9 protein-coding genes are annotated in these 22,428 nt (G+C 39.9%); 8 read left to right on the top strand and 1 reads right to left on the bottom strand.

Annotation, left to right across the window (positions count from 1 at the left end; all coding sequences use genetic code 11):
- The first annotated feature begins 1 nt into the window (after nt 1).
- The 5 genes from AC3ITD_RS15685 to AC3ITD_RS15665 all read left to right on the top strand — a co-directional run bounded on the left by AC3ITD_RS15685 (nt 2) and on the right by AC3ITD_RS15665 (nt 3,815).
- A complete protein-coding gene (locus tag AC3ITD_RS15685; RefSeq protein ID WP_489361122.1) occupies nt 2–1,351 on the top strand; it encodes a DUF4302 domain-containing protein in 1,350 nt (449 codons plus the stop codon).
- A 95-nt stretch (nt 1,352–1,446) separates the two neighbouring features.
- On the top strand, nt 1,447–1,722 hold the full coding sequence (locus tag AC3ITD_RS15680) for a hypothetical protein (RefSeq protein WP_265798424.1): 276 nt from the start codon (nt 1,447–1,449) through the stop codon (nt 1,720–1,722).
- A 2-nt stretch (nt 1,723–1,724) separates the two neighbouring features.
- On the top strand, nt 1,725–2,120 hold the full coding sequence (locus tag AC3ITD_RS15675; protein WP_489361119.1) for a DUF983 domain-containing protein: 396 nt from the start codon (nt 1,725–1,727) through the stop codon (nt 2,118–2,120).
- A gap of 102 nt (nt 2,121–2,222) precedes the next feature.
- Nucleotides 2,223–2,885 (top strand): DUF2461 domain-containing protein, encoded by a 663-nt coding sequence (locus AC3ITD_RS15670; protein WP_489361117.1) that lies wholly within the window; start codon nt 2,223–2,225, stop codon nt 2,883–2,885.
- 90 nt (nt 2,886–2,975) lie between these two features.
- Nucleotides 2,976–3,815 carry an OmpA/MotB family protein gene (locus AC3ITD_RS15665; RefSeq protein WP_489361115.1) on the top strand — a complete coding sequence of 280 codons (840 nt, stop codon included), beginning with the start codon at nt 2,976–2,978 and terminating at the stop codon, nt 3,813–3,815.
- A 55-nt stretch (nt 3,816–3,870) separates the two neighbouring features.
- Here the strand turns inward: AC3ITD_RS15665 and AC3ITD_RS15660 are convergent, their stop codons facing one another.
- Nucleotides 3,871–6,447: a tetratricopeptide repeat protein gene (locus AC3ITD_RS15660; protein WP_489361113.1), complete on the bottom strand. Its 2,577-nt coding sequence runs from the start codon at nt 6,445–6,447 to the stop codon at nt 3,871–3,873.
- A gap of 216 nt (nt 6,448–6,663) precedes the next feature.
- On the opposite strand from AC3ITD_RS15660, the gene AC3ITD_RS15655 reads away from it, so the two are divergent.
- Genes AC3ITD_RS15655 through AC3ITD_RS15645 form a run of 3 tightly spaced genes read left to right on the top strand, consistent with a single transcriptional unit; the run spans nt 6,664 to nt 22,418 of the window.
- Entirely contained in the window at nt 6,664–19,365 is a 12,702-nt protein-coding gene (locus tag AC3ITD_RS15655; RefSeq protein WP_489361111.1) for an Ig-like domain-containing protein, read from the top strand.
- 41 nt (nt 19,366–19,406) lie between these two features.
- Nucleotides 19,407–20,408, top strand: coding sequence for a PorP/SprF family type IX secretion system membrane protein (locus AC3ITD_RS15650; protein ID WP_235527259.1), 1,002 nt, complete (start codon nt 19,407–19,409; stop codon nt 20,406–20,408).
- 9 nt (nt 20,409–20,417) lie between these two features.
- Complete coding sequence (locus AC3ITD_RS15645) at nt 20,418–22,418, top strand: OmpA family protein (RefSeq protein ID WP_489361108.1); 2,001 nt, start codon at nt 20,418–20,420, stop codon at nt 22,416–22,418.
- The last annotated feature ends 10 nt before the right edge of the window (nt 22,419–22,428 follow it).

The following is a 22,428-nucleotide window of genomic DNA, read 5'->3' as shown; positions in this document are numbered from 1 at the left end:
CATGAAAAGGATATTACATTTATTTATGGTCTTGCTGGTATTTGCAGGCTGTAAAAAAGAAGAAGAATTAAATTTCGATGATCGCCCCGAGGTTCGTATGAATCAGTCAATTGAAGAGGTGAATACCATCTTGGCCTCGTCTCCAAATGGTTGGATCGCCACTTTACCAACTGCAGGTGGTGGTGGATACGGGTTTTATATGACTTTTGATCGTGCGAATCAAGTGGTACAAATGGCAGGAGATTTAACAGATGAGTCGGCGACTAAAATTGCACCCTCAACTTATCGGGTCAAAGCTAATGCCGGCGCTGAATTAATTTTCGACACCTATAACTATATCTCTTTATTAAGTGACCCAAATCCAAGTTCATTTGGCGGAGTAACCGGAACCGGATTAAGAAGTGACGTAGAGTTTTTATTTGAAAGATCGACAGCGGATAGCTTGATCTTAACTGGTAAAAAATATCGTCAGGTGCTTAAAATGGTTAAGGCTACGCCAGCACAAAAAACTGCTTACGAAAGCGCTCAATATAAAATGCTTATCGATAAGTTTAAGGCGTTTTTTGTGAGCAATGCAAATCCTTTTATCGAAGTGCTATCTGGCACAACTACTTTAAAAGTAACCCTAACGTTAAACTCTACAAACTCTTTAAATTCCGGCAAGAGAATTGATTTAACAGGCGTTTTGGCTGACGGAACAACGATAGCTTCTGCAAATATGAAGTTTGCATACACCATTAATGGCGTTTCTATTCTTGGAGACGGCTTGGTTTGGAACGGGATTAAATTTGTGCGTATGGCATGGAAAGATGCCAATACATTAGCAATTTATGATAGCACTGGTAAAGAGTATATCGTTAACAACTCTACTGTTCCATTGGTTCCGCTATACTTATTGTTTGGATCTAAATACTCAGGATTGAGATCAGAATACAAAACAATTTATCCTGGAACATCCACCGCTGGTGCAGATATTCTAAACTATTTTCACAACGGTTTGATTCCTGCTATTACCGGTGGTTTTGCATTTAATTATGGCAGAATCGATTTGGATTGGAATATTGTAAATAAGAGATTAATAATAAATGGTTTTAGTAGTCAGAACGGTGGATCATCAGGTTGGGTAACCACTTCAGCCTATACCTATACTACTGAGGCTAATGGTATTTATAAGTTCGCTCAGTTTTCGGCTCCATCTGGTGGTTATGTTTCAGGTCCGCTATCGCGATTCTATACTTTCATTTTAAATAATCGAGTAGCTTTCGATTATTTCTCAAGTGGAGGGGTGTTATATGGTCGCATGACAAGTGTAGAAAATCCTGCAATTGTGATGACCTTTTTATTAAAATAATTCAATAACACTCTCCCACAAACCCCGCCTCATCAGCGGGGTTTTTTTATGACATAATTTTTGCTACCCCTCACACGTTAAATCTTATATTTGCAATGATGAAAAAGACATTCACTTTTATCTTATTTTCAATTGCCTGCATTTTACTTTTTACTGCAAATGCACAAGCACAATGCGCCATGTGTAGCATCAATGCAGAGCAAGGTGTAAAAAATGGCAATACCGTTTCGGCTGGTTTAAATACAGGTGTTCTATATTTACTGGCCATTCCTTACATTATGGCAATAGTAATTGGGGTGATCTGGTACAAGAAATACCGAAAGAAAAATGTGGCGTTAAATATGAAAAAAGAACCTTTTCATTTAAACTAAACATGTCTGGTAAAACTTCCAAGCTTTCTGCAATCGTAAACTGCAAATGCCCACACTGTCGTAGAGGAGATATATTTACGGGCAGTATGTATGGCTGGAACATTCAGCATACCAAAGAAATTTGCAGTTATTGTGCACAGCGGATAGAAATTGAACCTGGATATTTCTATGCGGCCATGTACGTTAGTTATGCCATGAATGTAATCGAAATGCTTCTTGTAAGCTTTGTTACCTACCTGTTTTTCGGCCCACTAACTGATGCAACTTTTTGGCATTATTTGATTGCGATTTTTGCTGGTTGTTTTATTCTTTATCCATTTAACTACCGCTACTCACGTATTATTTTACTGCATGTGTTGTCGCCAAATATTAAGTACAAAGCTTATTACGATCAATAAAAGTCGGGAGTTTTAAGTTAGAGTGTTTAACACAATATATTAATTACCGAAGATTCTAAATTGGATAGTTGTTCTACAATTTATCCGATTAATCATATCTATATGCTAAAAAAAGAAACCTTAAAATTTATCAAAGAGGTAGCGGAAAATAACAACCGCGAATGGTTTGCAGAAAATAAACCTAGATACGAGGAAGCAAAAGAAGATACTCTGAAACTTGTAGCAGCGCTTATACCGGAGCTGGCCAAGGTAGATTCCTTAATTTCCTCAGAAACTGATCCAAAGAAAAGCTTAATGCGTATTTATCGCGATGTGCGGTTCAGCAAAAATAAAGATCCCTATAAAAATAACTTCGGCATTTGGTTTTCTGCCAAGAGCAAAGGCGGTAATGAACCTGGTTACTATTTACACATCCAACCCAGTAAAAGCTTTATTGCAGGAGGGTATTGGATGCCCGAAGCACCACATGTTAAACTTATCCGCCAGGAAATAGATTACAATATTGATGAGTTCAAAAGCATTATTGAAGCTAAAGCATTCAAAGCAAATTTCACATTGGGCACAACAAATGCCCTGAAAAATGCGCCGAAGGGCTATGATCCTGCAGATCCAAACATCGAGTTTTTAAAGTTAAAAAGCTTTGAGGCTACCATGCCACTAAAAGATGAAGACTTTTTTAAAGCTGATCTCGTTAATAAGTTGATAAGTTCTTTTGCAACAATACAACCATTAGTTGCATTTTTACGAAATGCGATTGAGCAATAACCGAGTGTTAATTTAATACTCAAAATAACCAACAGTCAATGTTTAACCCTTGATAGGACTTGTACTTGATACTAATCTTGATTCTATAATATGAAAAATACCTTCTTAGCTTTTGTCATTCTTTTATTCATTTCATCCTTTACCTCATGTGTGGTTTTATCGCCAAAAAAATATAAAGCTTTATTGGGCAGCAAAGATTCTTTATATACTGCCTTTAATGAGGGCTTGGTAAAAATTGAAAATTTAGAGAAAGAGGTTGCGAAACTGAAGAAAGACACCACTTTGATGGCTGAAGAATTAAGAGCTTTGCAAAGCAGTTACAATGAAGTAGATGCAAATTATAAAAAGCTAAAAAATAATTCGACCACCGAAATTACAAAACTATCTGGTGATTTAGCTGCCCGCGAAAAGCGTTTAAAAGAGGTGGAAGAGGTTTTGCGTAAACGCGATGAAGCAACCAATTCATTAAAAGAGAAGTTGCAACAAGCACTGCTCGGCTTCACCAAAAGCGGCTTAACTGTAGAAATTAAAAATGGAAAGGTTTATGTTTCGCTAACTGATAAATTGTTATTTCCATCAGGTAGTATTATCATAGATGAAAAAGGGAAGCAGGCACTAACACAGTTGGCTAATGTTTTAAAACAACAGCCAGAAATTAACATTGCTGTAGAAGGCCATACCGACAATCAAAAAATAAACAACTTAGGTCAGATTAAAGATAATTGGGATTTAAGTGTATTAAGGGCAACTTCGGTGGTACGTTATTTAACAGATAATGAGAAGGTAGAAAGCGTTAGAATGACGGCCACAGGTAAAGGAGAATTTCAGCCGCTCGGTTCAAATGCAAATGCAGACGGAAGAAGCAAAAATAGAAGAATCGAGATTGTACTTTCTCCAAAATTGGATGAACTTTACAACCTGATCAAATAATTTAACAGTATTAATGAATAAGAATGCCCTTTTGATTTAATTATCAGGGCATTTTTTATTTATAAGACTTCAGGATTTTAAATGATTGTTCGAATTCGAAATTGTTTAAGTTGGCATACTCTGGCATCGATATTTTGTTGATCGATATAAACTTAAAAAGTTCTTTTATAGCATTTGATACCTCTTCGGGTTTATCGCAATGCTTCAACACATCTATTTTTAGCAGAAGCAATGAAACTTCGTAAATTATGAAATCATTTTTAAAGGCCATTTTTAACCCTGTTTCTATTTCGGTAACTGCTTGTTCATAATTGTCTGTGTAGTTGTAAAAGCTCGCCTTGAATAAACTAAAACCTACGCTAATAAAATTGGTGTAGTAAGTATAGTCGCATTCTATCACTTTCTCCATAAATTCTAAAACTCTTTTAGCCTTCTTATAATAGTTAAGTTTAAGATAGGTATGGCCCAAATGCAACAGTAGGAACGGAGAAAAGACCGAATGGCGTACATTAAAGATATTAGGATATTTAGTTAGAATAGCCATAATAAAGCGGTGGCACTCAGCATAATTTTTCTGTGCGAATAAAGCCAATAAAACTAATCGATAGGCCAGAATTTCAGGGGTAGTAATTAATTGGTTGCTCAGAGGTTCACTCTCATCAATTTTTTGGCATAGCCTGATAATTTTATCTTCGAGTGTTTTACTTTCATGTGGTTTGCCTAACAGGTTGTTGTGGAAATATAAAATGATGTCGTACGGATTTATGGGGAATAGTTCACTCAATCTCTTGTAATGGCGTTTAAGTGTATGCATTGTACTGATCAAAGAAGATTTGTCGATATCAATTAAGGCGATATTACATTCGATAACCAATAGCATGATCTGGACATCTTCATTTAATACATTATCCGAAATAGTTTTAATAGTTTCCTTGTAAAGTTTACTCATCGTTCGGCCTGCAGCCAAAATATCAATAAAATTTAAGTCGATACTTTGTTTATTGAAGTTTGAGTTGGGCTTGCTAAGCTCATATTTCGAAACATTGCAAATGAAATCAAACGACATGTTTTTTTCTTCATTCGTAAATGACAGCTTTAGGATGTTTTTTAACTCAGAAATTTCATTTCTATTGATACAGAAGCGAATAGCCCAGTTTAAAATGTGATATCGTAATACTGTTCCTTGCAGAAAGGTTGCTAAGATGTATTCAAAAAATTCCTTGCCTGGTTTGTAATCAAAGCGTTCGGTAATTTGAATAAAAATGAAATAGGTATAGATATCATCGTTCAAAAAGCGAACAATTTCTGTGGGTATTGCAGTGCTAAGCCGCTTTTCTTCAATTAGAATACCATCGTACAACAGTTCTTGATAAGCATCAGGATATTGATTTACAATGTCAAGAATAGCTTCTTTAGCCACACGAAGACCTTTATTTCCTTTAGATATACTTCCGCTTATTTTTTTTAACAGATATATTTTCTCGGTACTTTTTTTCGCTAAAAAGATTTTCTTTTCTAAGAAAAAGTTAATAATCTCATAACAGAGAAGCGTATTATTCAATTCGAGGGCAAGATTATCTTTTTTTAATTGATAATATACCTGCAGCCAAAACGGCGTTTTAAATTGCGTCAAGAGGGCGGGGCTTACCTCATCCTGAATAACCGTTTTATCTTCAAGCTGGCTTAATACATTTAATATCTCTTCGGTATTTAGCGGCGGAACATTGCTAAGTACATCAAGATCGTAAAACAAGCCATTATACCAGCTCTTTGTTAAAAAAGCCGAGCCTGTTATAACAGGTTGCAGATTAATCCAACTATTGGTTCGTAAACCAAATACCATTTTTAGGAAGTTGTTTTCTTCTATGCTGTATAAAAAATCTATAAATGTTTGTAAATATTCTGTCTTGGTGAGAAATTCGTCAATTCCATCAACGATTAATATAAACCGGCCCTCTTTTTTTTCTGGATTAACTTTGAAAAAACTGATTAAATCGTTAACGCTTTCAAATTTAAATTCCTTTAAAAACCATTGTTTTAGCGTTAGTCCATCTCGGATAATCGTATTGATACTATTCACGTTCATCAGTAAAACAATATCATTTTTATACAATGCTTGTTCCGAATAAAAAAAGCGGTGAACCAAATGTGCCAGTAGGATGGATTTACCTTGGCCGGGCAAAGCACTCAAAGTTGTAAACTGATAATCGTTATTTAAAAAATAATCAAAATCAGGATAATAGAAACTTCTATTGGCTGTGTATACGAATGGAATGCCTGAATTATTTTTCTTTGAAACCAGTGCAATCTCACTGATATACTTCGCTTTTAATTTAAGTGTTTCCCAGGTGCTTTGTTCAGCTGAAACCTGAGTTTCTTTTTCCTTACAGAATGTATTCCAGTCTGAATAGCCTATGTATTGTGATAAGCTGTTCAAAGTAAACAAAGAAAATTTGTGTTGGGTGTTTGCGAAGCCAAAAAACCTTTTGATAGTGGTTTCACTAACATAGTTTTTAGTTTCTTGAAATATATACTCAGAAATTAGCTTACAGTGAGAAGGATCTATATTTTTTAATCCCGACTTTATAAGTACAAACTTCCTGAGTTCAGAGAGGAGTTCGTTAGTGTTCATTAATTTACAGGGATGACTTCACTAATGTCATCATAATTTCACAATGCAGGAAATTAAATAAATGTTAATTGAACGGATGAACAAAATGAATGAAAATTTCGAAAATATAATGAACAGGAATGGATAGAAAGCATGTTCATGCGAAATGTAGATTTGTCATTGAAATGTTTATGTACAAGTACTGAACACAATCAATCATCCCCAACTACGCCTGACATGATGAAAATCTTTACCTCTCATTTCCATAAAGGAACAATTCGCTGTGCGCTTGCATTCGCAATCATCACTTTATTAACGTTCTTCGGTTCTGTTTCGTATGCGCAAACAAAAAATTATGCAAATTCAGTTACTGAAATTAAGCCTTTTTCATTTAGTCCATCTCGTGTGGATAATATCAACAATGCGATAAGTACCAGTGATGCTAATTTTGCTACACTTAATTCGTTTGGGGGAGTAGCGTTGGGTGCAGGTTCCTATTCTGGCGGAATTAATTTAAAATTTCCAAGCAGCATTGCGGCAAATAAAACCACCTATATCAGAATTGATTTCGATCAATCGGCACTAAACGGCTTGCTGGGAGGAACATTAGGAGGGCTCGTAGCAGACATTGTCGGAACCCTGGTTATTGGAAACCATCAATTTGAAGTTGGAGCTTTACGCCCCAATGGATCCACTATTTTAAATCGGTCGAGTGCTTCAGGTTTCGATAATAACTCAAATATTAAAATTGTTAAGGATAAGAATGGCTACACTTTTATTGCCATTACCCCAAATGAAATTTACGATCAGGTTTATGTTGTTGACAAAACCACTGGTCTTTTACTTACTACCACTGGCAAAACCAATGTTTATTATGCCTACACTATCGATGGAAATGATAATTGCGATGTTAATACCTATGCAAATTTTGATGCAGAGGGTATCTCTTTAGATGCATTAAACCTAGCTGGAGCAGAAAATTTCGATTTCCAAAAGGTAATAGATAATGATAAAAATAGTTTTTATAACTTAAGTACAGGTGTGTTGGGCGTAGCGGCCTCAAAAAGTGTTAACGTTTACTTTCCTACACTTTCTAACACAACCGATAATATAAATTTACGTTTCAGAACTTCGCCAGCTTTGGTAAACCTAAAGCTGTTCGATAATTTAAGGGTTACTGCTTACCGCGGAAATACGCCAGTTTACAGTGCTGCGGCATCCAGCTTACTGGGCTTAGATTTGTTGGGCTTGTTAAACAGTAGTCAGGCAGTAACAGTACCATTTGCTCCGGGGGTTGCTTTTGATCGGGTTTCGGTGAGATTATCAACACTCGTAAGTGCTAACATTACTCAGTATGTAGAGATTTTTGACATTAGTCGAAGCCCTGCATTTCCGACATTTACGGCGCCGGTTTCAAATGCAGTTAATATCTGTTACAATACAAACGCTAATTTACAAGCTACCACTGCACTCGGAAATCAGTTGATATGGTATGACGTTGCCGATGGAGGAAGTGCTGTATCAACACAGACATATAATGGCACATTTACAAGGCCAGCGTTAACGGCAAATAAAACTTATTATGTTGCCTCACGTAGAGCAGGCTGTACAGCAGAATCTGTACGTATTCCCGTGACCGTAACGGTAAATCCAATCATCAATTTTGCTGGTGGCACGCTTACAAATGCCACAAGTGGTTCAACTTATAATAAACAAATTTCTCCTGCTACAGGCGGAACGCCAGGTTTTACCTATGCGTTGGCTGCAGGTAGCACTTTGCCAGCTGGATTAACACTTTCTACAACTGGAGATATAGCTGGCAGACCAACTGTTTCCAATAATTATAGTTTTTCTATAATTGCCACCGATACGAAGGGCTGTAGTGCAACCGCAACATACACCCTTACCGTTACAGGTCCATTAACTTTAGTTCCAGGTGCTTTGCCTGACGGGGTAGCAAATGTTTCGTATCCTACTCAGATTATTCCAGCTGCTACAGGAGGTACTGGGCCTTACATTTATTCAGCTACCGACGTTCCTGCTGGTTTAACATTCAATGAAACAACAAGAGAAATTACCGGAATGCCAACGGTACCAGGCAATAATACTGTTCTGGTTAGTGTTACGGATGCAAACGGCAATACGGTAACATCAAATTATACACTTAAAATAACCGATCCATTCGTTCTGCCACCTGCAACTTTAGCAAATGGAACAACCGGAACAAATTATACTCCACAAATTATCCCTGCGGCTACGGGTGGTACAGGGCCTTATAGTTATTCAGCTACAGGTTTACCGGCAGGATTAACATTTACACCTGGCACCAGAGCGATAGCGGGAACGCCAACTTTGGCAGGTACCTATCCAGTGTCTGTTACAGCTACAGATGCAGATGGTAAAACGGTAACAACTGTTTATTCTATTACCATATTAGATCCGCTGGTATTGCCACCAACTAGCCTTACTGATGGAACTGAAAAAGTTGTTTACCCATCACAAACCATCCTTCGAGCCACTGGAGGTTCAGGAGCTTACACTTACGTTGCTTCAAATCTTCCAGCAGGAATTACTTTTGATACGAGCACCCGCAGCATTTCGGGTACGCCAGCACAAGCAGGTAACTATTCTATTTTAATTACTGTTACTGATGATGGTGGAAGAACGGCAAGCAGATCTTATCCTTTAAAAGTAATAGGAATGCTCAATTTGCCATCAATTACATTAGCAGTTGGAACGGTTGGAACGGCTTACCCAGCCAGAACTTTACCAGCCGTATCTGGAGGAACTTCACCTTATACCTATACAGCAACTGGTCTGCCGCAAGGAATGACTTTTAATCCGAATACACGAGAAATTTCAGGGACCCCAACTGAAGGAGGAACTTTTGGAATATCCTTAACCGCAACAGATGCTGGCGGTAATAGTGCCACAACAACCTATACGCTTAATGTCAATGTTAGTTCGCCAATAGTTGCTTCTGCCACGGTTTGTTCGGGTGCTGGTGCAACATTATCGTTAAGCAATCTTATTTCTGGGGCAAACATCACTTATAGATTATACAGTTCAACTGGCAATACGCCAATACAAACTAATACAACTGGAATATTTAATACACCAGTAGTAACCACTCAAACTACTTTTTACATCGATGCTGTTTCTGGCACCGCGGTAAGTTCTAAAACGTCGGTTGTTGTTTCGGTAAATCCACCGGCAACGTTACCTACAGTAGCAACCAGCAATATTGCTATCAATGCCGGTCAAACAGCTACTCTGACAGCTACTTTTGATACAGGAAATACCATTGCCTGGTACGAAGCTGCAACAGGTGGAAATCCGGTAAGCACGAGCGCTTCATTTACTACATCAGCGTTATCGGCAACTAAAACTTACTATGCTCAAGCAACCAGTTCAGCGGGTTGCCTAAGCGCTTCTCGTGTTCCGGCTACCGTTACGGTTGTTCCAATTTCGGGTACTATGGCCTGTAATGCTGCTGGAAGCCAAAACACAGCAATTACAGGAGTCTGTATTGCATGTGGCATAACAGGCGCAGGAAATTCTACTGATGCTAATCCAAATAATTTTACCAGATTGACATTAGGTGTGGGGGTTGGAGCAACAGGTGTGCAACAACTTATTTTTCCAAATGTAGGTGTCGGCACAGATAGTATTCGGTTAAACTTAGGTTTGCCAGGTGGTTTGGCCGACGTTGGTGTTTTGAATAACATTACCCTAACGGTTTTAAATGGAACAACAGTTGTAAAATCAGTTCAGATAAACGGCGGATTGTTATCTCTAACGCTTTTGGGTGGAGGGAGATTTGCCTCTACATTAGTTGCAGGCGGAGCTTATGATCGCGTTCAGGTAAGTTTCGGAGGTGTAGTTTCAGCAGTAAGCAGCTTAGATATTTATGGTGCAACGGTTATTTACCCAAATCCAACCATTATCTTTGGTGCTCAATCTATTTGTGCTGGTACTACCGCTAAGTTATCTGTTACACCGGTAGCCGGAACTACTGTTAGTTATTTTGATAGCCCGATAAGTGCAACTGTTTTAAATCCTGACGGGGGTGATTTTACAACACCAGCACTTTCATCTACTACAACCTATTACCTTCAGGTTAATAAATTGATCAACGGTGTTTTATGTTCAAATCCAACCAGAACTCCGATTACCTTAACAGTGAATCCTACTATTGTATTTAATGGCAGTACATTAACAAATGCAAGTATCTCTTTCCCATATAATCAACAATTACCATTAGCCACAGGTGGTACACCGGGCTTCACTTATGCCTTAGCATCGGGAAGCACTTTACCAGCAGGTTTATCCTTATCTAGTTCAGGATTAATCACGGGAACACCAACTGCCGCAGGAGATCCCACATTCTCAGTAGTTGCTACAGACACTAAAAATTGTTCGGCAACGGCAACATTTAATTTCGCAGTAACGCCAGCATTGACTTTGGCTGGGGCGGCGTTACCTGATGGCGTAACCGGAATATTATATCCAACACAAACCATCCCTGCCGCAACCGGGGGTACAGGGCCATTAACTTATTCTGCTGTAAGTCTTCCTCCTGGATTAAGTTTCAATCCAACAACCAGAGGAATTACGGGTACACCTACTCAACCTGGGAATTATATTATCCCGGTAACAGTTACTGATGCTAATGGATATTCCATCACTTCAAATTATACTTTAAAAGTAACCGATCCATTATCATTACCGGTAGCAAGCCTGGCAAACGGAACAAATGGAGTACTTTATCCTACCCAGACTATTCCTTCCGCAATTGGAGGAACAATGCCATATAGCTATGCAGCAACAGGTTTACCAACGGGATTAACATTTAATCCGGCGACACGAGAAATCTCTGGAACGCCAACACAATCTGGTACTTTCCCAATCCCAGTTACAGTAACTGATTCTACAGGAAAAACGGCTACTACAACTTATTCTATTACAGTTATCGATCCGTTAACGCTGCCGCCAGCAACATTAGCAGATGGGAATGAAAACGTAAATTATCCTGCTCAAACTATTCCTGCTGCAATTGGCGGCGTTGGTCCATATACTTATACGGCAACCAATCTTCCAGCAGGATTACAATTTAACCCCGGCACACGCGAAATTACTGGTGTTCCAACACAAGCTGGAAATTATGTGGTAACTGTAAGCATTGTTGATAGCGAGGGTAGAACCGCAAGTAATAATTATGCACTGAAAGTAATAGGTGCACTAAACTTGCCTTCAGCAACATTGCCAAATGGTGTAGTGGGTACCAGTTATCCAACACAAACACTTCCGCAAGTTACAGGAGGAACAGGCCCTTACACTTATGCAGCAACCAATCTTCCCCCTGGATTAAATTTTAATACCAATACCAGGGAAATTACAGGCGTACCAACTTTGGGAGGCAATTATACCATCTCGCTAACTGCAAGAGATGCCAATGGTAATGTAGCCACAACAGGTTACAGCATCACGGTAACGGTAAATGCGCCTGTAATAGCAAATGTTGCAGTTTGTTCTGGTTCGCCAGCTACGTTAACTGTAAGCAACCCAATTGCTGGTGTCACTTATAATCTGTACGGGACAACTGGTTCCGCACCGCTAGCAACCAACAATACTGGCGTATTTACGACAGGAGTAATAACCGATCAAACTGTATTTTATGTTGAGGCTGTTTCTGGAACTGCAGTAAGTGCCAGAACAGCGGTAACGGTTTCAATTAATCCACCGGCAACTTTAGCAACTGTATCAACCAATAATCAGGTCATCAATCCAAATCAATCAACTACTTTATTGGCAACAGCTGATTCAGGTAATACTATTACCTGGTTTGATGCAGCTACTGGCGGTACACAAGTTGGATCTGGAACGTCATTTACTACACTAGCATTAAATTCTACAACAACATATTATGTTGAAACCACCAATAGTAATGGTTGCGTAAGTGCAAGCAGGGTTCCGGTAACAGTAACTGTTATTCCTGGTGGTACTGGCACCGAATGTAATGCAGCCAATAGTCAAAGCAGTGGCATTACGGGCATTTGCTTGTTGTGCGGAATTTCCGGAGCAGGGAACTCTACAGATACCGATCCGAATAATTTTACAAGGATCACTTTAGCGGTTGGTGTGGCATCAAGCGGATATCAACAATTAAGATTCCCGATAGCAGGAACCGCTACAGATAGTGTTCGCTTGGATTTGGCTTTGCCAGGCGGTTTATTGGATCTTCAGCTGCTTAATAACACAACCGTAACCATTTTAAACGGAACTACTGTTGTAAGAATGGTACAGTTGGGGTCGTCACTTGTTAATCTTCAACTTTTAAGTGGAAGCCGATTTGCCGCAAGCATTTTAGCTGGCGCACCATTTGATCGGGTAGAGATACGTTTCGGTGGTGTGGTTTCTGCTGTAACCAGTTTAGATGTTTATGACGCAACAATCGTGTATCCAAATCCAACGGTTACCGCTGGCTCACAAACAATTTGTGCAGGTAGTACTGCTACGTTAACAGCAACAGCAAACGGGGGTACAACTATAGCGTGGTATAATGCCGCTGGCGATGAAGTAGGCACGGGTGCTACCTTTACCACTCCAGCATTAACCGCTACAACCACTTATTACATTCAGGTATCAAGAGGTACTTGTGCAAATCCAAACCGTATTCCGGTAACGGTTATGGTAACTCCAGCCCTGGTTGTACCTACAGTAGCAACGGTTACCGCAAGCTGTGCAGGTAGTCCAGCTACATTATCTGTAAGCAATCCAATAGCTGGGGTAACGTACAATTGGTACAGTACTCAAACTGGTGGAACTCCAGTTTTAACAGGTGCAACGGTAACTACTCCGGCACTTACCGCTAACACTACGTATTACGTAGAAGCCTCACAAGGAAGTTGCGTGAGCACAGGCAGAGCGACAGTATTGGTTCCGGTTAATCCCGCACCTTCGTTACCTGTATTGGCAACAAGCTCATCTTCAGTAGCACCAGGGCAAACTGCAATTTTAACAGCTAGCTCATCAGAAGCAAATGTTACTTTCAATTGGTATAATTCAGCAACATCTACTACGCCGGTTTATCTTGGTCCAACGTATGTGACACCAGCATTAACCACTACCAGCACTTATTATGTTGAAGCCGTTTCTGCAAATGGTTGTGCTTCAACTGCTCGGGCTCGGATTACAGTCACCGTGAACACGGGAGGAGCGCCAAATCCTGTTCCTTGCGAAGCGGCAATAGCACAAACCAACGGTGTTGTAGGTTTAGGCTTGCTGGCTGGTGTATTTAACCCAGGTTTAGCCATTGATAATGATACCCAAACAGGATCTTCATTAATTTTACCGGTTGGCGCCTTAGGCGGATCGGTTTTCCAAAGGGCAGGTTTTGGTTCGGTATCTACTTTAGGTGATACCGTGAGGGTGTTGGTTTCAGCGCCTGGAAGATTGCTTTCATTAAGTGTTTTGGGCAATACACAAATCACCACCTATCTTGGAACAACCAGCAACGGCGATTCGAGAACAGTAAATAGTGGGTTATTGAACGTTCAGTTATTAAGTGGAGATACTCAAGCCTTACTTACGTTTGTACCGACGGCAACATTTGATGGGGTTGAGGTGAGATTAAACGGAGGAATTGCTTCCGCATTAACGTCGTTGAATTTTAACTATGCACAACGCATTCTGGTTGCACCAACGGTTGCTTCTGGAAATGTAACCGCATGCGAAGGTCAAACTACTCAGTTAGCAGTAACCAATCCATCATCAAACTTAACATATAGATGGTATGATGGTGCCGGTACTTACCTTCCAGGCAAGGATGGCATTATTTTTACCACACCAACTTTAACTGCCGATACTAAGTTCTTTCTAGCAGTTGTATCTGCATCGGGTTGTGTGAGTTACAGATCGGCAGTAAATGTGTCCGTTACTCCGGCGCCATTGCAACCAGAATTATTATCGCCAGAGGTGGAAACCTGCCTAAATGCTTCGGTTGTATTCCAGGTTAAAAATCCAATTGCTGGAACGACCTACAGATGGTACAATAGTGCAGATGTTTATCAGGCAGGTTTTGATGGACCAACCTTTACGGTTTCTAATGTTACTGCAAACAGCACTTATCGTGTTGAAGCAGTGAACAGCTGCGGTTCAACATCTGCTAAAGCTATAGCAACCATTACCATCGGTAACATTGAAGTTCCGGTTGTAACTCCATCGGTTGTGACTATTACAGAAGGATCGGTAGCCTCTTTAACTGCCACTTCGAGCACAGCAGGTGTAACGATTAACTGGTACACCACCGAAACAGGAACAACTCCGGTTTTCAGCACTGTAAATTCTGCTACAAGTAATTATGTTACGCCTCCACTAACAGGCAACACATCGTATTTTGTTGAAGCGACCATCCCTGGTGGATGTACTTCTGCAACAAGGGCACGTGTTGATGTAACTGTAATTCCTAATGGTTCACCAGTGCCTACCCCATGTGGTGCCGCAATATCGGAAACCAATGGTGTATCAGGAGGTATAAGCGTGGGAGCAGGTGTAATTAATCCAAATAACGCTATTGATGGCAATGTAAATACAGGCTCAACATTAGTTATTCCTGTCGGATTATTGGGGTCGTCAGTTTATCAAAGATTAAAATTCTCATCTATTTCAAATGTGGGTGATACTTTAAGACTAAAAATTACTACTCCAGGTCAGTTGTTATCATTGGGCCTATTGCCTAACGTTGCTGTAACCACTTATTTAAATGGAAACAGTAATGGTGATGTTACTGCAGTATCAAACCCATTAATTAGTTTGAGGTTATTAGCTGGTAGCAACTCGGGAATATTAACCATTGTTCCAACAAGTCGTTTTGATGAAGTGGAGTTAAGATTAAATGCCGGTTTACTTGGTGCTTTAACAGCCATCAATTTTGATTATGCACAAAAAACCATCGTTACACCTACTTTAACTACCAATACTGTAAGTGTATGTCAGGGTTCTGCTGCAACACTAAGTGTTCAAAATCCTCAGACAGGAACTACTTACAAATGGTATGCAGGAACAACCTATACAGGAAAAAATGGGGCGACCTTCACAACCGACCCGACGTTAGCAGCAGGTACTTATGAATATGCTGTAACTGCTAGTGCTGATGCTTGCGAAACAGTTAAAGTAAAAGCAACAGTTACCGTTCTGGCGCCACCAGCACCACCGGTTCCTTCTACAGGTAATCCATTAACAACTTGTTTAAATACACCGGTTGAGTTAAGTGTGGTTGCTGTAACGGGTATCACTTATAATTGGTACAATCAAGCTGTAAATGGTAACCTTTTGGTAACCAATAATAACAAATTTACAACGCCAGCAAATTTATCAGCTGGAACATATCACTATTATGTAGAGGCTGTGAGTGCTAATGCTTGCGCCAACCCAACAAGAACGAAAATTTCGGTTACTGTAAGTCCTGCGGCTTTAGCCAGCGATATTACCGTGACAGGCAATACATCGCTTTGCGAAACTGGACCTACTGTATTAACCGCAACAAGTGCCATCGCTAATCCAGTGTTTAATTGGTATAGCGATGCCGCCTTAACCCAGTTATTGGCTGGTAATACCGCAACCTTTACTACACCTGCAATTGCCGCCCCAACTAAGTTTTATGTTAGCGTTAGCGGCGACAACAGATGTGTCAACACAGCAGGTAATGGAAAAGAGGTTTCGGTGAACATTAATCCTGTGGCAGTGGCAACAGACATCGTTCTAAGCGGACCAACATCGGTTTGTGGCGGAGCATCAGTTACCCTGAATGCCCAAAGCAATACGGTAACTAATCCGGTGTTTACCTGGTATAGCGATGCAAGCTTAACTACCGTAGTCAATACAACTTCACAATTTACTACACCTCTTATAACTGCTAATACAACTTACTATGTAACGGTTAAGGGCGATAATAAATGTGAAAATACTGCGAGCACAGCAAGAGCGATTACGATTACGGTAAACCCATACGCTACAGCTGGTGATATTAATGTAAATGGCATCACTTCAATTTGTAAAGGTGAAAGTGCATTATTATCCGTTTCAGCTGCCTCAATCATAAATCCGATATTTACCTGGTATAGCGATGCGGCATTATCAAATGCAGTGTTTACCGGCGCATCGTTTAATGCGGGTAGCTTAAACAATAGCGCTACTTATTATGTAACTGTTAAGGGCGATAACAAATGTGAAAATCAGCCCAATGCAGCTAAAGTGATCACGGTAACAGTTAAAGAATTTGGAACTGCAGCCGATATCACAGTGGCCAATACACAAATTTGTTCGGGTTCATCAACTGTGTTGGTAGCTTCGAGCCTAACCGTTGCCGATCCTGTATTTACCTGGTATAATGATCCATCATTAACCAGCGTAGCATTTACCGGTCCAATTTTTACTGTAAATAACTTAACAGGAACTACCACATATTATGTAACAGTTAAAGGATCCAACAGATGTGAAAATACTGCTGCGAATGCCAAAGTTGTTGTGGTAACGGTTAACCCGCTTGCTACACCTACAGATATTATTGTAACGGGTGGTACAACTGCTTGTGCAGGATCTTCAATTGTACTCACAGCAAGTTCGCCAAGTGTAACCAACCCGCAATTTACCTGGTACAGTGATGCCGCTTTAACCAACATTACTGCTCTGGGCAGTACCTTTACCACACCGGTATTATCGGCAAATACCACTTACTATGTAACTGTTAAAGGGGAAAATAAATGTGAGAATGCTGCTGGAAATGGTAAGGCAATAGCCATTACTTTAACACCAGCTGCCAGTGCAAGTGATGTTACTGCCAACGATGCTTCTATCTGCGCAGGTTCATCTGCGGCGTTAGTGGCAACAAGTACAGTGGTTATCAACCCGGTATTTACCTGGTACAACGATGCTGCCTTAACTTCGGTTGCATTTGTAGGTGTAACATTTAATACACCGCCATTAACCGCAACAACAAGATACTACTTAACTGTTAAGGGCGATAACAGATGCGAAAGTTCTGCATCAACAGCGAAAGTAGTTACGGTAACTGTAAACGAAGTGGCTATGGCAGCAGATATCACGCTATCAAATCCAACAGTAATTTGTGGTTCTGGAACAGCAACAATCAATGCAAGTTCTTCAACCGTAACTAGTCCGGTGTTTACCTGGTACAACGATGCTTCGTTAACGAGCGTGGCATTTGTTGGTCCGATTTTTATAACGCCAGTTTTGAGCACCACTACCACTTATTATGTCACTGTTAAAGGAAGTAATAAATGTGAGAACACTGCTGCAACCGCTAAAGTGGTAACGATCATTGTAAACCCAAGAGCGGTAGCAACTGATATTGTTGTTGGTGGAACAACTACTGTGTGTACAAGTCGTACAACAACATTAACAGCAACGAGCACCACGGTTACTAATCCAATTTTTACCTGGTACAGCAATGCAGCGCTAACATCGGTAGTGTTCACAGGTGCATCATTTACTACACCTGCATTAACTTTCAATACCACCTATTATGTTACGGTGAGAGGAGATAATAAATGCGAAAATGCAGCCTCAAATGCGGTTGCAGTAGCGATCACACTGAGTGAAATTCCAAATAGTCCTATAGTGGCAACGGCAGGAACCAGTATATGTTCTGGCGAGCCAACCACACTTACGGTTACAAACGCACAAACAGGTGTAACCTACGAGTGGTACACTGCTGCAACAGGTGGTAGTTTATTGTTCACTGGTACCCCTTACACCACTTCGGTAATCAATACTACTACCGATTATTATGTACAAGCAGTGGGCGCTGGAGGATGTAATAATAATGGTGGAAGAGTAAAAGTTACCGTAACGGTTAATCAGAAACCGAACGTTCCAACGGTTACATCAGCAAATGTGAGCGTTTGTATAGGAAACTCGGCAGTGTTAACCGTTTCAAATCCACAAGCAAATGTAGTTTACAACTGGTATAGCGCACCGAATGGAGGTGTAATTGCAGGAACAGGCAGTTCTTTCACTACTCCAGTAATAACAACCAATACCACTTATTATGTAGAAGGTGCAAATGGATCTTGTTCATCATCAACAAGAACCCCGGTAAATGTGGTTGCGTTACCAGTGCCAGTGGCGCCTGCTTCGGTTACTGCTGCAAATGCAACTATTTGTGCCGGAAGCAATACCATATTAACTGTTAATAATCCAGTATCAGGTTTAATTTACAGATGGTACACAACCAGTTCAAACGGAAGTTCGATTGGCGAGGGCATTACATTTACTACACCTAACATTACTACCACCACCATTTTCTATTTGGAAAGTATTGCAGTGGGTGGTTGTGCAAGCCCAACAAGAACAGCGGTTACCGTAACGGTGCTTCCAGTGTTAGCTGCGCCTTCGGTTGTCGTTCAATCTACTACACCAAATAGTGTAACGTTTGCATGGGCGGCGGTTAATGGCGCAACAGGCTACGAAGTTTCAACGGATAATGGTTTAACATGGCAAGCTGCAGTAGGAACCAGTTACTTCGCTTCAGGTTTAAAACCAGATCAGGCTGTTAACATAATTGTTAGAGCTAAAGGCCAGTTAGATTGCCAAACCAGTGCAAATTCTACCCCGGTAACCGGTAAAGCAAGTAATCCATTGGGTAACCAGATTTATATTCCGAATGCATTTACACCGAATAACGATGGTAAAAATGATGTGTTCTTAATTTATGGAAATACCATAGCAAGTGCCAAAATGTCCATTTATACACAATGGGGCCAGTTGATTTTCCAATCTGATAACGTTTCTAATGGATGGGATGGAACTTTCAAAGGTGTTAATCAACCAATCGGTGTATATGTGTTCATGGTAGAGATTCAGTTAACAGATGGATCAACTGTGGTTAAAAAAGGAACAGTTACTTTATTAAGATAACGATGTGCAGGTTAATTTATAAACAGAAAAAATCAAATTCCATGAAAATAATTTCGAATTTAAAAGTATATGTAGCTGTTTTGGGCTTGGTTATCTGCACAGCTAAATCATTTGCTCAAACAGATCCACATTTTTCACAATACTATGCGTATCCACTTTGGCTAAACCCGGCTTTAACGGGGGTGGTTGATGGAGATTATAGGGCAAGTTTAAATTTTAAACAGCAGTGGGGAGCCCTGAATAGCTCGTTCCTTACTGGCGGGGCCTCTTTTGATATGGCGCCGAAGAAAAACCTTGCTTTTGGTGCTACAGTATTAAACCAAAGGGCTGGTGAGTTGGATTTCAACTATCTAACAGCTCTTGTGTCTGGTTCGTATCGTTTGAGGTTCGGTTTCGAGGGCTTGCAAATGATTAGTTTTGGTTTGCAGGCTGGGATTATCAACAGAAGTTTCGATTTTTCACAGGGCCGCTTTGGTAACCAGTTTAATCCAATCTCTGGTTATGATGGTGGCATGATGAGCGGCGAAACTTTCCAGTCTCAGTCTTCTTTAGTACCCGATGTAAATGCAGGTATTATGTACTTTGATGGTAACCCAAATAAGAGTGTAAATGTCTTCGTAGGAGCAAGTGCTGCCCACCTCACCATGCCTGTTGATCGTTTTTCCGGTTCAAATTCTCGCATTCCGGTACGTTTTACCGGGCATGGCGGCGCCAGGATTAGGGCGTCGGAGTTGTTAGATATCGTTCCAAATGCATTGGTAATGTATCAGGGAAATACTAATGAAATTTCTTTAGGTGCATACGCACAGTTGAATATTAATCCATCATCAAATATTCTTTTTGGTGGTAATTACCGTGTAAAAGATGCGGCCATAGCTTTTGTAGGCTTGCAATTGCAAAATATGGTTTTCGGACTAAGTTATGATGTTAATACTTCAAATTTCAGCAGAGCTTCAAACAGTAACGGCGGTTTTGAATTGTCTATCTCGCTTATCGGGCGAAATGGCATCATCGGTCCAAATTTCTTCTGTCCACGTTTATAATAATTTAAAATGAAAAGAATACTACTGCTTTTATTTTTAGCATCTTTTGGCTATGCAAACGCTCAATTTGTAGTCAATTACAAAAGAGTTGCTGATACTTATTTCGAGAACAAAGATTATTATGCGGCATCAACCTTTTACAAAAAGGCATTAAAAATTACCGGCGATAGCACACAGGCCATCTTGCCTTATGGTACGGAGAGAAAAACTGCAAAGGATGATAAAGTGATGGACGATTATGAAGAATCAATCTATAACCTTGCAGAATCTAGTCGTTTATATAGAGAATATGCGGAGGCAGAAAAATATTATGCAGTAGCGATAACTTTTTCCCATACACGTTACCGCAAAGCTCAATTTTATTACGCTGAATGTTTAAGAGCCAATAAAAAATTTACACCTGCTATTCAGGCTTTTGAAACTTTTATCTCGAAGAATCCAAACGATCCATTAGTTAAAAATGCAAACAAGGAGATTGCCTCTTGCAAGTTGGCGCTTGAGGAAATGCGCTTTCCGAGAATGGTGGAGGTTAGAAAGCTGGCCAATAATGTAAATGGATTAGGATCTAATTATGCTCCTGTTAAATTGGGTGATGATTTTTATTTTACATCTTCTCGCCCGGTATCTATCACCGGGAAAAAGGACGTCGTGAAAACCGACGCCGGCGATGTGCAAATTTCCACAAAGGCAAATCCGTTCATTAACAACCTGTATACTACCAAAAGCGATTTAAAGGTATCTGATATTTCGGTTAAAATGATAGACCTCAATCTGCCGAAAAGCATAGAAGTTGCTGCGGCAAGCTTTACTCCTGATGGAAACAGGGTATATTTTACTTACTGGAGAGAACGGGAGAAATATGCGATTTATACCGCAACAAAAATGGATAATAAATGGTCTGATCCTTTACCTGTAGGATTAGAGATCAATAGTAAAGACTTTAACTCGAGCCAGCCATATGTAACGGCAGATGGAAAATTTTTACTTTTTTCATCTGATAGAAGTGGGGGCTACGGAAAGTTCGATTTATGGTACTGTGCGCTCCGCGGAGATGGAACTTTAGGTCAGGCAATAAATATGGGGCCAACCATTAATACAGAAGATGATGAACGTGCGCCATATTACAATATCATAACCAGAAAATTATTGTTTAGTACCGATGGAAGAGTGGGCTTGGGCGGCTTGGATTTTTTTGAAGCTGAAGGAGACTTAATTACCTGGACAGCGCCCAAAAACCTGGGTTATCCGTTTAATTCATCGAAAGACGATATCTATTTTACCGCCATTGATGATCAAGGTACTAAAGGATACATTAGTTCTGACAGGGAATCATCATGCTGTTTAGAAGTTTTCGAAGTTAAAAAGGAGTTTTTTAATATCAGCGGCATTCTTAATGATTGCAAGACAAAATTGCCATTGGCAGGTGCAACGGTGAGTTTCTCCAATATAGAAAACAATCAAAAACAAACCACTGGTACCAATGGTAAATATATATTCAGGACAGATTCAAAACGGCCTGTAAAGTTGCTTTTTGCGAAAGATAATTATTTCTCCATCACCAAAAATTATTCTTTCGAGGAGCTTGCGAAAGCCGATACTATGATTTATAAAGACTATTGTCTGAGTCCTTTTAAACTAGGGATTCCAATTGCGTTAGATAATATTTATTATGAATTTAACAGCGCAGAACTTACGGAGCCATCTAAAAAAGTACTGGATTTTCTTATCCCAATTATGGAAGATAATCCAGAGATGGAGATTGAGTTGGGTTCGCATACCGATAATATTGGTGCCGATGAATACAATTTAAATTTATCGAACGAAAGGGCGAAATCTTGCGTCGATTACCTGGTTAGCAAGGGAATTTCCGAATCTCGGTTAACATCTAAAGGTTATGGAGAATCGATGCCTATTGCGCCAAACGAGATTGGAAAGGGCAAGAAGAAAAAAGATAATCCAGGTGGGAGAGCCAAAAACAGGCGTACAGAATTTAAAGTTACAAAGAAATAGAATTAATTAT

It is taken from the genome of Pedobacter sp. KH_004, from assembly GCF_057840755.1.
Note: the sequence above shows the minus strand (reverse complement) of the source record. Positions and strands in the feature narration are given on the sequence as shown.